Consider the following 13,798-nt stretch of genomic DNA (forward strand, 5'->3'; position numbering starts at 1 on the left):
CACAAAAAACCCCGGCGGTTTGGCCGGGGTTTTTGTGTCGCGGGAAACTCAGTCAGGCATCAGAAACGCTTGATGTCCGCTTCGGCTTCCAGCTGCTTGCGGTAGGCCGCAAAGTCTTGCTGGCCAATACGCGAGGCGAGGAAGCGACGGTATTGAGCCTTCTCTTCGTCGGTCGGCGCAGCGGCTTCGTTGACGCCGTTCAGACGCACGATCACCAGGCTACCATCAGCCAGGGTCACGCTGCTGAAGGTCGGTTTGTCTTTGGCAACCGGCTTCGGCATGCGGAACAACGCTTGCAGCACAGTCGGGTCAATCCCTTCCTGAGCGCGATTCGCCGCAGCGGTGACTTTCCAGCTCTGACCATCAATCGCCTTGTCCAGCGGCGTCTTGCCTTCGCGCAGGCCGGCAATCAGCTCATCAGCCTTGGTCTTGGCGGCAGCACTGGCGTGCTCCTTGGCCAATTGCCCACGGATGGCGGCAGACACGCTTTCCAGAGGCAGTTGCGCAGGCTTCAGGTGTTCCTTGGCACGCAACACGATCACGGTTTCCGGATCGAGTTCGATGGCGGTGCTGTTGGCACCCTCATCCAGCACTTCAGGACTGAACGCGGCAGCGATCACCGCACGGTTGGCTGCAACGCCGTCGCCACCTTCCCGGCCGAACGGCTTGGAGGTGTGAACGGTCAGTTTCAGGTCCTGTGCCGGCTGGGCCAGATCGGAAGATTCGAACGACGAGTCTTCCAGTTGCTTGGTCGCCTCGACGAAACGCTGCTCGACCTGCTGGGTTTTCAGCTCGCGGGTCAGCTTGTCTTTCAGGCTGGCGAAGGTCGGAACTTCCGGCGCCTCGACACCCAACAGCTTGATCAGGTGGAAGCCGAAATCAGTACGAACCGGGGCCGAAACCTGGTCCTTGGCCAACGCATACAGCGCAGTTTCGAACGCTGGATCGTAGACGCCAGGGCCTGCGTAACCGAGGTCACCACCGTTGTTCGCCGAACCTGGATCCTGGGAGAATTCCTTGGCCAGGGCCTCGAACTTCTCGCCTTTGGCCAGACGGGCCTGAACTTCTTCGATCTTGGCCTTGGCTTGCGCCTCGGTCACCTTGCCGTTCACTTCGATCAGAATGTGCGCCGCCCGACGTTGCTCGGACAGGTTGGCGATTTCTTTCTGATACGCCGCTTGCAGGTCTTCGTCTTTCACCGCGACCTGATCAAAGAAGGAAGACTTCTTCAACTCGAGGTAATCGATGATCACCTGATCCGGCGTCATGAATTCCTTGGCGTGTTCGTCGTAATAGGCCTTGACCTCATCGTCGGTCAGCTTCACTGCCGCCGGGTCAGCCTTGACGTTCAGGGTAGCGAAATCGCGGGTCTGTTTTTCCAGACGGGCGAAGGCCAGCACCTGTGCGTCGGTAACAAAACCGCTGCCAGCCAGGCCTGCGCGCAGTTGGCCGATCAGCATTTCCTGAGCCAGCATCTGGCGGAATTGCATGCGGCTGTAGCCGAGCTGACGAATAACCTGATCGAAACGCTCGGAGCTGAACTTGCCGTCCACCTGGAACTCAGGGGTTTGCAGGATCACTTGGTCCAAAGCCGCTTCGGAAAAAGCGAATTTCGAGTTTTCTGCGCCTTGCAGCAGCAGCTTGCGGTCGATCAAGCCTTTGAGGGCCGATTCGCGCAGCATTTTTTCGTCGAGCAAGGAAGCATCGAAATCCTTGCCCAGCTGTTGCATGAGTTGACGGCGTTGCATATCGACCGCCTGGCTCAGCTCGTTCTGGCTGATTTCTTCGCCGTTGACCTTGGCCGCATCGTTACGATGGGTGGTGGCCTGAAAAATGGCGTCGAAACCGGTCAAAGCCATCAGTGCAACGATGACCCCGATAATGGTCTTGGCAATCCAGCCTTGTGAATTGTCCCTGATATTCTGCAGCATGCGTCCCCCAGAAACGGTTGAACTTCAAAATTAGGCAACCGTGGAGCGTGGGTAGAATCCGGATAGAAGAAAGGCGCATCCGAGGATGCGCCTTCTCGTAACTGGCGGAGCGGACCAAGGGTTCGAACTTGCGACCCTCGGTGTCTCGGACCGGCAACTTGCCGACTGGACTACCGCTCCGCTGCCAGGTCAGGCATGACCCCGACCCGGATAGGCAAAAACCTGAATCGAACTTAGTTGACAGCTTCTTTCAGTGCTTTACCGGCTTTGAAACCTGGTTTTTTGGCTGCTGCGATTTCCAGTGTCTTACCGGTCTGTGGGTTACGACCAATGCGAGCTGGACGATCAGTCACGGAGAAAGTACCGAAACCAACCAGAACAACAGAGTCGCCAGCCTTGAGAGCGCCAGTGACGGATTCGATTACAGCGTCCAGCGCACGGCCAGCAGCAGCTTTCGGGATATCAGCGGATGCAGCGATAGCATCAATCAGTTCCGACTTGTTCACTCTAAGTCCCCTTATATCTATTTGAGTATGATTCTAAGTTTTTTGGTGAAAGCAAAAACGAGTGCTGAATGGCCTACAGACACTTAAGAGCCGCTTTATAACAAGGGCTCTAAAAAGCTGTCAACAAGCCCTCCAGGCAAATGCGTACTAATGCGTGCTAATTCTTTCCTTAGAGTCAGACTCGCGTTTTTCATCCTTTGCAACTATCTCCGGAGCTACATCGGGCAAGGGCTCCGGCGCGTATTGCAGCGCAATTTGCAGGACCTCGTCAATCCATTTAACCGGTTTAATCTGCAGATCTTGCTTGATATTGTCAGGAATTTCCTTCAGATCGCGTACGTTCTCTTCAGGAATGATCACCGTCTTGATCCCGCCACGGTGGGCAGCAAGCAGTTTTTCTTTCAGACCGCCAATCGCCAGCACTTGACCGCGCAAGGTGATTTCACCCGTCATGGCCACGTCAGCGCGCACCGGGATCCCGGTCAACGCCGACACCAGGGCCGTGCACATGCCTACACCGGCGCTAGGGCCGTCCTTCGGGGTCGCCCCTTCCGGCATATGGATGTGCGTGTCACGCTTCTCGTGGAAGTCCAGGGGAATGCCCAGGCTCTTCGCGCGGCTGCGGACAACGGTCAAGGCAGCGGTGATCGATTCGACCATCACGTCACCCAGCGAACCGGTCTTGATCAACTGGCCTTTGCCCGGTACGACAGCGGCTTCGATGGTCAGCAATTCGCCGCCCACCTGAGTCCATGCCAGGCCGGTCACCTGACCGATCTGATCCTGCGATTCAGCCAGGCCGTAGCGGAATTTACGCACGCCCAGGAAGTGCTCCAGCATGTCGGCAGTGACCTTCACCGAGAAGCGTTTTTCCAGTGCATGCTCTTTGACCGCCTTGCGGCAAACCTTGGCAATCTGGCGCTCCAGCCCACGTACACCGGCTTCGCGGGTGTAGTAGCGGATGATGTCGCGGATCGCTTCGGCGTCGAATTCCAGCTCGCCTTTCTTCAAACCGTTGGCAGTAATCTGCTTCGGCGAAAGGTACTTGACGGCGATGTTGATTTTCTCGTCTTCGGTGTAACCCGGCAGACGAATCACTTCCATCCGGTCGAGCAGCGCCGGCGGAATATTCATCGAGTTCGAGGTGCACAGGAACATCACATCGGACAGGTCGTAATCGACTTCCAGATAGTGATCGTTGAAGTTGTGGTTCTGCTCCGGATCGAGCACTTCCAGCAACGCCGATGCTGGATCGCCACGCATGTCGCTGCCCATTTTGTCGATTTCATCGAGCAGGAACAGCGGGTTGCGGACGCCCACTTTTGTCATCTTTTGAATCAATCTACCTGGCATCGAACCGATATAAGTCCGGCGATGACCACGAATTTCCGCTTCATCGCGTACACCGCCGAGGGCCATGCGCACGAATTTACGGTTGGTGGCGTGAGCAATCGACTCCGCCAGCGAGGTTTTACCCACACCAGGAGGACCGACAAGGCACAACACCGGGCCACGAATCTTCTTCACGCGTTTTTGCACGGCGAGGTATTCGAGGATGCGTTCTTTGACTTCTTCCAGACCGTAGTGGTCGGCGTCGAGGATGTCTTCTGCACGCGCCAGGTCCAGACGCACTTTGCTCTGAGCCTTCCACGGCACCTGAACCAGCCAGTCGATGTACGAACGCACCACGGTCGCTTCCGCGGACATTGGCGACATTTGCTTCAGCTTGTTCAGTTCGGCCTGGGCCTTGGCCAAGGCGTCTTTCGGCAGGCCGGCGGCATCGATGCGCTTTTTCAGCTCTTCGATTTCGTTGTGGCCTTCATCGCTGTCGCCGAGTTCTTTCTGAATGGCCTTCATCTGCTCATTCAGGTAGTACTCGCGCTGGCTGCGCTCCATTTGTTTTTTGACGCGACCGCGAATGCGTTTTTCGACTTGCAGCAGATCGATCTCGGCATCCAGCAACGCCAGGACGTGCTCGACCCGGGCCGACAAATCGATGATTTCGAGAATTTCCTGCTTCTGCTCGATCTTCAGGGCCATGTGCGCGGCCATGGTATCGACCAGGCGGCCTGGCTCGTCGATGCTGTTGAGCGACGACAGGACTTCAGCGGGGACTTTCTTGCCCAGCTGCACATATTGTTCGAACTGAGCCAGCAAGCTGCGGACAAACACTTCCGACTCGCGCTCAGGCGCATCGACTTCATCGATCAAGGAGACTTCGGCACGGCAGTGGCCGTCCACTTCGCTGAAGCGCTCCACGGCGCCGCGCTGCTCACCTTCGACCAGAACCTTGACCGTGCCGTCAGGCAACTTGAGCAACTGCAGAACGGTAGCGATCGTACCTACGCGATAAAGTGCTTCTTCACCGGGATCGTCGTCAGCAGGGTTTCTCTGGGCCAGCAGAAGGATCTGCTTGTCGCCCGTCATCGCTGCCTCGAGGGCTTCGATGGATTTCTCGCGCCCCACGAACAGCGGGATAACCATGTGCGGATAAACCACAACATCACGCAATGGCAGGAGAGGCAATTCGATGGTTGTCTTCATGATTTCGCCTCTACGGCGGCCATAAGGCCGTAAACAGATGGAAGTAAGCTTGAAACCAAGATGGGGGCTGCCTTGAAAAAAAACAAGCGCAAAGAGGACGTTAAAAATGCTTTAAAAGAAAAGGGGCCCGAAGGCCCCTTCTTTATTCCAGCTGCGTGACGCTTAAGCGTCTGGCGCAGCCTTGGCAGCCGGCTCACTGTTTTCGTAGATATACAGTGGCTTGGACTTGCCTTCTATAACGCTTTCATCGATCACTACTTTACTCACCTCGGACTGCGAGGGGATCTCATACATAGTGTCGAGCAATACACCTTCGAGAATCGAGCGCAGTCCACGGGCACCGGTCTTGCGTTCCAGGGCACGTTTGGCGACCGATTTGAGTGCGTCGGCCCGGAATTCCAGGTCCACGCCTTCCATCTCGAACAGCTTGGCATACTGTTTGGTCAGAGCATTTTTCGGCTCGGTGAGGATCTGCATCAATGCAGCCTCATCAAGCTCGTCCAGCGTGGCAAGAACCGGCAGACGACCGACGAATTCCGGGATCAGACCGAACTTGACCAGATCGTCAGGCTCGACTTCACGCAGGGATTCACCGACTTTCTTGCCTTCTTCCTTGCTGCGCACTTCTGCGTTGAAACCGATGCCGCCCTTGGTGGAACGGTTTTGAATAACCTTTTCCAGACCAGAGAATGCGCCGCCGCAGATGAACAGGATGTTACGGGTGTCAACCTGAAGGAATTCCTGCTGCGGATGCTTGCGACCACCTTGAGGCGGAACGGAAGCGACCGTACCTTCGATCAGCTTGAGCAGGGCCTGCTGCACGCCTTCACCGGAAACGTCCCGGGTGATCGACGGGTTGTCAGACTTGCGCGAGATCTTGTCGATCTCATCGATGTAGACAATGCCCATCTGGGCTTTTTCTACGTCGTAATCGCACTTCTGCAGCAGCTTCTGAATGATGTTCTCGACATCTTCACCCACATAACCCGCCTCGGTGAGGGTGGTTGCGTCGGCGATGGTGAACGGAACGTTCAACAAGCGGGCCAGTGTTTCGGCAAGCAGGGTTTTACCCGAGCCTGTCGGGCCGATCAGCAGGATGTTGCTCTTGCCGAGTTCGACGTCGTCATTCTTTTTGTCACGCTGGTTCAGGCGTTTGTAGTGGTTGTACACCGCTACAGCCAGAACCTTTTTTGCACGCTCCTGACCAATCACGTACTGATCAAGGATGCCGCTGATTTCTTTAGGCGAAGGCAATTTATGCGCGCTGCTTTCCGCCTGGGCTTCCTGCACCTCCTCTCGGATGATGTCATTGCACAGGTCGACGCACTCGTCGCAGATAAAGACCGAGGGGCCGGCAATCAATTTGCGCACTTCATGCTGGCTTTTGCCACAGAAGGAGCAATAGAGCAGCTTGCCGTTGTCCTCGCCGTTGCGGGTGTCAGTCATTCGTTCGATCCAAATCCGATAGGCTTGCAACACAAGATGAAGGCTATTGCGGGCTTTTTCAAGCCCGCTGGTGATCGGACCAGCCGACCCGCCTTATTTTGAGCTGCTTATATTAAGCGGGGCGCTGGGTGATCACTTCATCGATCAACCCGTATTCACGCGCGGCTTCTGCACTCATGAAATTGTCGCGGTTGGTATCGCGCTCGATCTCTTCAAGCGTGCGCCCGCTGTGCTTGGCCATCAGCGTGTTGAGACGCTCACGAATGAAGAGGATTTCCTTGGCATGGATTTCGATATCCGAAGCCTGCCCCTGGAAACCGCCCAGTGGCTGGTGAATCATCACGCGTGAGTTCGGCAGGCAGTAACGCTTGCCAGGAGCACCGGCGGTCAGCAGGAATGCGCCCATGCTGCAGGCCTGACCGATACAGGTGGTCGACACGTTAGGCTTGATGAACTGCATGGTGTCGTAGATCGACATGCCCGCCGTCACCGAACCGCCCGGGGAGTTGATATAGAGATGGATGTCCTTGTCCGGGTTTTCCGCTTCAAGGAACAGCAGCTGCGCACAAATCAGGTTGGCCATGTAGTCCTCTACCGGACCCACCAGAAAGATCACCCGCTCCTTGAGAAGACGCGAGTAAATGTCGTAGGCGCGCTCGCCACGAGCAGACTGCTCGACAACCATCGGGACCAGGCCGCCTGCGGCCTGGATATCAGAGTTCTGCTGAATATACGAATTACGGAACATGCTCTGCAGTCACTCCCAAATAGTTATGTCTTGAATACGCATAAGCCAGCACGAAGGCTGGCTTATGGTGTGTGCTTCTTACCGCAGAAAAGATCAGTCGGCTTGTGGAGCTTCTACCGGCTTGACCGCTTCTTCGTAAGAGACCGATTTGTCGGTCACGCTAGCTTTCTGCAGAACAGTATCCACAACTTGCTCTTCCAGCACAACCGAACGGACTTCGTTCAGTTGCTGCTCGTTCTTGTAGTACCAGGACACAACCTGCTCAGGCTCTTGGTAGGCCGAAGCCATTTCCTGGATCATTTCGCGAACGCGGGCTTCGTCAGGCTTGAGGTCGAATTGCTTGACCACTTCAGCCACGATCAGACCCAGAACAACGCGACGCTTGGCTTGCTCTTCGAACAGCTCGGCCGGCAGTTGGTCAGGCTTGATGTTGCCGCCGAACTGCTGAACAGCCTGCACGCGCAGACGGTCAACTTCGTTGGACAGCAGAGCCTTTGGCACTTCGATCGGGTTGGTGGCCAGCAGACCGTCCATTACCTGATTCTTGACCTTGGATTTGATTGCCTGACGCAGTTCACGCTCCATGTTCTTGCGAACTTCGGCGCGGAAGCCTTCCAGACCGGTTTCCTTGATGCCGAATTGAGCGAAGAACTCTTCGTTCAGCTCAGGCAGTTTTGGCTCGGAAACAGTGTTCACAGTCACGGTGAACTCAGCGGTTTTGCCCGCCAGGTCCAGGTTCTGATAGTCAGCTGGGAAGGTCAGGTTCAGAACGCGCTCTTCGCCGGCTTTAGCGCCAACCAGACCGTCTTCGAAACCCGGGATCATGCGGCCGGAACCCAGAACCAGCTGAGTGCCTTTGGCGGAACCGCCAGCGAACACTTCACCGTCAACCTTGCCGACGAAATCGATGTTCAGTTGGTCGTCGTTCTGAGCGGCGCGATCGGCCACTTCGAAACGGGTGTTCTGCTTGCGCAGCACGTCCAGCATTTTGTCCAGATCGGCGTCAGCCACGTCAGCGCTCAGGCGCTCAACGGTGATGCCTTCGAAACCGGCAACGGTGAACTCAGGGAACACTTCGAAAATCGCGACGTATTCCAGGTCTTTGCCAGCTTCCAGGGATTTCGGCTCGATCGAAGGAGCGCCAGCCGGGTTCAGCTTTTGCTCAACTACGGCTTCGTAGAAAGAGGACTGGATGACGTCGCCGACAGCTTCCTGACGTGCATCAGCACCAAAACGGCGCTTGATTTCGCTCATCGGCACTTTGCCTGGACGGAAACCAGCGATCTTGGCCTTTTGGGCGGTCTGCTGCAGACGCTTGTTGACCTGAGTCTCGATGCGCTCAGCCGGCACGGTGATGCTCATGCGGCGCTCAAGAGCAGAAGTATTTTCAACAGAAACTTGCATGGATATTCCTCGTTGCACAGACGTTGGCCGGCCGTTTCCGACCCCAGAATCAAGGGCATGCATTCTAGTAGGTCAAACTCAAGAAGTCACCCTACTGAAAACGGGTAACAACGCAGCAGGCAATTTATAGGTGCGAATGCATGAATGCATCTCGCCCCGGTGGCAAATACAGCCAATCATGCCAGGGCTCTGCGCCAACCCTTCTATATATAGAAGCGATTGCCAGGCATCCCCCTGACAGCCGATCTCGCGAGCAAGACCGGCGAGCAGCACGGCATCATCGAGAAACAAAAATACGACGAAACGCCCTGCGCCTGCGACCCAGAACCTGCGGTCGCGAAACACTCAAACCACTAAAACAAAAAAGGCGCCAGACTGTTAAATCTGGCGCCTTTCGGAATATGGGGTGGACGATGGGGATCGAACCCACGACAACGGGAGTCACAATCCCGTGCTCTACCAACTGAGCTACGCCCACCATATTGCGTAACAAAGAAGCCAAACAACTTCTTCGTTGAGCTCCAGCCAGGCCAGCGGCCTGAATGAAGCTTTATTTGGTGCGGATGAAGAGACTCGAACTCTTACGCCTCGCGGCGCTGGAACCTAAATCCAGTGTGTCTACCAATTCCACCACATCCGCATGTAGCCGTTAAAGCAAAGGCGCCAGACTGTTAATCTGGCGCCTTTCGAAATATGGGGTGGACGATGGGGATCGAACCCACGACAACGGGAGTCACAATCCCGTGCTCTACCAACTGAGCTACGCCCACCATATCGCGTTACTTGTGCCAAAGCTGCCTAATGGCGCACCCGGCAGGACTCGAACCTGCGACCATCCGCTTAGAAGGCGGATGCTCTATCCAGCTGAGCTACGGGCGCCTTGTTAATCTGTACCCTTGAAGGACTACAAACTAAGTGCTTTCCAGCCTTGCAGAATCGTAATTCCACTCGACCTTCTTAACCAGTGCTAGGCTGTGCCCGACAAGTGCGACGAATAGTATAGAGCCCCCCGTAGGGCGTCAAATCCTTTTTAAAAAAAATTCATTTAATTAAAGGGGTTAGAGGAATTTGCAGACCAAGCGCCTTTGCCCTCACCTCATGACATGCGAGAATGCGTTCTCTTTTTTTCCCCTCTCGATGGTTAATCACGCGCAATGACTGCACAACTAATCGACGGCAAATCGATCGCCGCCAGCCTGCGCCAGCAGATCGCCAAACGCGTTACCGAGCGTCGCCAGCAAGGCCTGCGCACTCCCGGTCTAGCGGTGATCCTGGTCGGCAGCGATCCTGCCTCTCAGGTTTATGTCTCGCACAAGCGTAAAGACTGTGAAGAGGTCGGCTTCATTTCCCAAGCCTACGACCTGCCTTCCGAAACCACTCAAGAAGCGCTGACCGCCCTGATCGATCGCCTGAACGACGACCCGGCAATCGACGGCGTTCTGCTTCAGCTTCCGTTGCCTGAACACCTGGACGCGTCCAAATTGCTGGAACGCATTCGTCCGGACAAAGACGTCGACGGCTTCCATCCTTATAACGTCGGTCGTCTGGCCCAGCGCATTCCGCTGCTGCGCCCTTGCACGCCCAAAGGGATCATGACCCTGCTGGAAAGCACCGGGGCCGATCTTTACGGGATGGACGCAGTGGTCGTCGGCGCCTCCAACATTGTCGGGCGACCGATGGCGATGGAATTGCTGCTGGCCGGTTGCACCGTGACCGTCACCCACCGCTTCACCAAGGATCTGGCAGGCCACGTCGGTCGCGCCGATCTGGTGGTGGTCGCCGCCGGCAAGCCGGGCCTGGTCAAGGGTGAGTGGATCAAGGAAGGCGCGATCGTGATCGACGTCGGCATCAACCGTCAGGAAGACGGCAAACTGGTCGGCGACGTGATCTATGAAACCGCCCTGCCCCGCGCTGGCTGGATCACTCCAGTACCGGGCGGCGTCGGCCCGATGACCCGCGCCTGCCTGCTGGAAAACACGCTGTACGCAGCGGAAACGCTGCACAGCTGAGTGTTCGATTTGTGTTAATCGAAAAAAGGAACCCCGCCAATGGCGGGGTTTTTTTTGCCTGCAATCCTGCGCACGGCAATCCGTCTATCCCCCCAGAGTTTTACGCCTCTGGCGAAATCCTCAAGGGCCCGGCGATTCCGATTCAAGCACCTTGGTTTTATCCGTCGAGTCACTCATCTGATCGAAGAGCCGATTTTTTATGACCACGGCACAAATCACCATATACAGCATGAAGACCGGCTGTCGAAGCATGAAATGCGCACCAGAAAAAACCATCAAAACGAAGAGCAGTGTTATTGAAAAGGGATCACGAGCCTTGATCGCGCCGATCACCAACCAAAGGTACAAGACACCAAAGAGTACAACGCCTACGACACCCACTTGCGTAAGCAAGTCAAACAACAAGTTATGCGCCTCGAATCGTTTGCTCGGTGTATCCAGATAAGAAAATGCGCCAGGTCCATGGCCAAACACCGGCGACAACTTCCACACTTCGAACGCATGAATCCACAAGGTTTTACGCACGCCGCCCTTGTTTGGATCCAGCCCGATACCAAACGTGGAGTCTGACCTGCCAAACGCGAAAGGCGCTCGAGAGCCCTCCCCGACCGAACCGCTCGCCCCCACAAATTTCGATACATCTATCCTGAGCGCCTCGAGAATTTGCACGCCTGGCCCATCAAATAAAAACTTGAAAAAAGCAAACGCGAGCACAAACGCCGCGATCATTGTCGCAAAAAACCTCCAATTGATATTTTTCAGCCAGCACCAGGACAACAAAGTCAGCAACGGGATTCCGATACACCAGGCAAGGAGTAGCGCATCGCTTCTGACGCAAAATCCCAAAAAGAAAAAAAGCCAGAGAAACGCAAACTTCTTGAAAAATCGCCATCCTTGCCAATGAGTACGCTGAGAAATAGCCGCCAGCCAGATCGGCACCGGGAGTAAAAACAGGGCGAGCTGGTTAGGATTCATTGACCATGCGGCCACGCGAGAGGGGTAATACTGAGTATTGATCTCCAAGAGATCGGAGATCGAAACGCTGCCAATCAGAAAAACCAATAAAGGAATGGATAGCAACAGAATGGGGATGGTAACGATCGCCCTGATAAATCGCTGGAACTCGAACGCGCTCAAATCGCTGACGTAAGTCAGCACCAGCAGCGTGAAACAGGCCGCGTAGACATAAGCAACTCCGGTGTGTATCGATCCTTCACCACGCACGGAGCCCGTGAAGTAGCCGATGAGCGCCGTGACAATGAAGGCCGCCCAAAACAGCATGAGAGGATGCTTCAATTTCTGCAGAAAACCACTTCGCCGAACCAGGGCAAACGCTGCGATGAAAACCATCACCTCCGCAATCCCCACTGGCAGACCCGGAAGGCGAAGCATGGTTGATACCGACAAAAAAGCGACCAGCGCCGCTACGACCGGAAGTACACTTTTTTTATGCATATAGGGGGATCCCGGACACCAACGATCTGTTAACCAGACGGAAATGGGTCCAGCGCCCAAGTGCAGTAGCCTTTGCGCCAACCGCCTGATCACTCTCAACTTTTGCCAGGTCATTGAAACCGAATGTTTCATTGTTGACCGGTACATCAGCGTGCAGCGTGGCTGGATTGTAGGCAGCATGGAGCGGCAGGTCGGCTGTATCCGCCCAGCGGCTTAATCTATCGACGGCCGGTCAGATTCCACACGCAGGGAGGGGCTGAGGGGTACAAAATGGGTACAGCATTAAATATCTTTCACTTTCCGCCCTTTGTTTGCGGGCACCTATGGCTTTCCTGGCACATACTTCTAAAATGCGTCGTTTTTAAAGAAACAACCCGTTACAAAACGGCTAATCCACACTTTATGAGTCTGCCAGCGTGAAAATCCCCCTTTCCATCCTGAGCCTATTTTTTGCACTTACAGGGACGTTCATCACGCCAGCGGTCAATGCTGCTGAAACCACCGCGGCACCTCGAGATACGAAACAACTCAAGCTGGCTTCCGGCAGCTCTTTGCTGCTGGATATGCAGACCAACAAAGTCATCTATGCCAGCAACCCCGATGTGGTTGTCCCTATCGCCTCCGTCAGCAAATTGATGACGGGTCTTGTCGTGGTCGAAGCCAGGCAGAACATGGACGAGTACATCAATATCAACATCAGCGATACGCCAGAAATGAAAGGCGTGTTTTCCCGGGTGAAACTCAAAAGCGAATTGCCGCGCAGGGAAATGCTGCTGATCGCGCTGATGTCCTCGGAAAACCGCGCAGCCGCGAGCCTGGCCCACCACTATCCGGGCGGCTATGTCGCATTCATTGCCGCGATGAACGCCAAGGCCAAGGCGTTGGGCATGACCAGCACCCACTTCGTCGAACCGACTGGCCTCTCCCCTCGTAACGTCTCTACCGCACGTGACCTGAGCAAATTGCTGATCGCGGCGCACAAGTACCCGTTATTGACCGAGTTGAGCACCACCAAGGAAAAAACCGTCTCGTTCCGCAAGCCCAATTACAGCTTGGGTTTTCGCAACACCGACCATCTGGTCGGCAAGCCGAACTGGGACATCAAGTTGACCAAAACCGGTTTCACCAACGAAGCGGGTCACTGCCTGGTGCTGGTGACCAGCATGGGTAATCGTCCGGTGGCGCTGGTGATTCTCGATGCGTTCGGCAAGTACACGCACTTCGCCGATGCCAGTCGTATTCGCAACTGGGTCGAGACCGGCAAGGGCGCCAATGTTCCGTCTGAGGCCTTGCAGTACAAGTCGGAGAAGAACCTCAAGCACCGTCAGAGTGGTGTGGTTGAGGCTTCGAAGTAGTTGGGGATATATCCGTTTCTTCGGTAACGGCGGCTTATGGTTTCGCCCTTACGGCGAGTCACTTGGAAAAGCCCCAAGTAACCAAGCGCTCTTGCCCCTTTCGTTCAGTGCCTCGCCTAGGCTCGGCATGCCCTCGCTCCGGTCCTGCTCCGTGGGCCCGCCGCCATCGGCCATCCCTGGCCGGGGGCGGCTAACCCGGCATCCATGCCGGGTTGCCCACTACGCAGAACCTCCACTCGGCCTCTCGAGGGGGCGCTCAGATCAAAAGCGGAAGGCGAGCTAACGCTCGGCCTGATGAGTGGTGGAAATCAAAAGCAAACGCGATTCCCTGTAGGAGCGAGGCTTGCCCGCGAAAAACGACCGGACAACGCGTTCATTCAGACAGCCCGCGTTATCGTTG

Annotated in this window: 9 protein-coding genes and 5 tRNA genes; 2 read left to right on the top strand and 12 right to left on the bottom strand. The window is 55.7% G+C overall.

Features of this window, described 5'->3' with window-relative positions:
• Window positions 1-59: 59 nt before the first annotated feature.
• From KGA82_RS15085 to KGA82_RS15135, 11 genes are all read right to left on the bottom strand, one after another.
• Window positions 60-1,931: a SurA N-terminal domain-containing protein gene (locus KGA82_RS15085; protein ID WP_223451027.1), complete on the bottom strand. Its 1,872-nt coding sequence runs from the start codon at window positions 1,929-1,931 to the stop codon at window positions 60-62.
• Between the two features lie 102 nt (window positions 1,932-2,033).
• Window positions 2,034-2,111, bottom strand: a tRNA-Leu gene (locus tag KGA82_RS15090).
• 53 nt (window positions 2,112-2,164) lie between these two features.
• Complete coding sequence (locus tag KGA82_RS15095; RefSeq protein WP_002552737.1) at window positions 2,165-2,437, bottom strand: HU family DNA-binding protein; 273 nt, start codon at window positions 2,435-2,437, stop codon at window positions 2,165-2,167.
• Between the two features lie 147 nt (window positions 2,438-2,584).
• The gene (gene lon / locus KGA82_RS15100) at window positions 2,585-4,981 is read right to left on the bottom strand and encodes an endopeptidase La (protein ID WP_008034103.1); all 2,397 of its coding nucleotides are present in this window, start codon (window positions 4,979-4,981) and stop codon (window positions 2,585-2,587) included.
• Between the two features lie 162 nt (window positions 4,982-5,143).
• Window positions 5,144-6,427 (bottom strand): ATP-dependent Clp protease ATP-binding subunit ClpX, encoded by a 1,284-nt coding sequence (clpX, locus tag KGA82_RS15105; protein WP_007946893.1) that lies wholly within the window; start codon window positions 6,425-6,427, stop codon window positions 5,144-5,146.
• Between the two features lie 112 nt (window positions 6,428-6,539).
• Complete coding sequence (clpP, locus tag KGA82_RS15110) at window positions 6,540-7,175, bottom strand: ATP-dependent Clp endopeptidase proteolytic subunit ClpP (RefSeq protein WP_008034105.1); 636 nt, start codon at window positions 7,173-7,175, stop codon at window positions 6,540-6,542.
• A gap of 93 nt (window positions 7,176-7,268) precedes the next feature.
• Window positions 7,269-8,579, bottom strand: a complete 1,311-nt coding sequence (gene tig / locus KGA82_RS15115; RefSeq protein WP_032832734.1) for a trigger factor — start codon at window positions 8,577-8,579, stop codon at window positions 7,269-7,271.
• Between the two features lie 402 nt (window positions 8,580-8,981).
• Window positions 8,982-9,057, bottom strand: a tRNA-His gene (locus KGA82_RS15120).
• A 77-nt stretch (window positions 9,058-9,134) separates the two neighbouring features.
• A tRNA-Leu gene (locus KGA82_RS15125) sits at window positions 9,135-9,219 on the bottom strand.
• A gap of 54 nt (window positions 9,220-9,273) precedes the next feature.
• A tRNA-His gene (locus KGA82_RS15130) sits at window positions 9,274-9,349 on the bottom strand.
• 32 nt (window positions 9,350-9,381) lie between these two features.
• Window positions 9,382-9,458 (bottom strand) — tRNA-Arg (locus tag KGA82_RS15135).
• Between the two features lie 275 nt (window positions 9,459-9,733).
• Here KGA82_RS15135 and folD point away from each other — a divergent pair.
• Window positions 9,734-10,588 carry a bifunctional methylenetetrahydrofolate dehydrogenase/methenyltetrahydrofolate cyclohydrolase FolD gene (gene folD, locus KGA82_RS15140; protein ID WP_008034109.1) on the top strand — a complete coding sequence of 285 codons (855 nt, stop codon included), beginning with the start codon at window positions 9,734-9,736 and terminating at the stop codon, window positions 10,586-10,588.
• Window positions 10,589-10,708: 120 nt separating this feature from the next.
• Here folD and KGA82_RS15145 read toward each other — a convergent pair whose 3' ends face one another.
• Complete coding sequence (locus tag KGA82_RS15145; protein WP_223451028.1) at window positions 10,709-12,043, bottom strand: O-antigen ligase family protein; 1,335 nt, start codon at window positions 12,041-12,043, stop codon at window positions 10,709-10,711.
• A 416-nt stretch (window positions 12,044-12,459) separates the two neighbouring features.
• Between KGA82_RS15145 and pbpG the strand changes: the two genes are divergently transcribed.
• The gene (pbpG, locus tag KGA82_RS15150; RefSeq protein ID WP_223451030.1) at window positions 12,460-13,398 is read left to right on the top strand and encodes a D-alanyl-D-alanine endopeptidase; all 939 of its coding nucleotides are present in this window, start codon (window positions 12,460-12,462) and stop codon (window positions 13,396-13,398) included.
• Window positions 13,399-13,798 lie beyond the last annotated feature (400 nt).

It is taken from the genome of Pseudomonas sp. BF-RE-22 (assembly GCF_019956155.1).
Taxonomy (GTDB): domain Bacteria; phylum Pseudomonadota; class Gammaproteobacteria; order Pseudomonadales; family Pseudomonadaceae; genus Aquipseudomonas; species Aquipseudomonas migulae.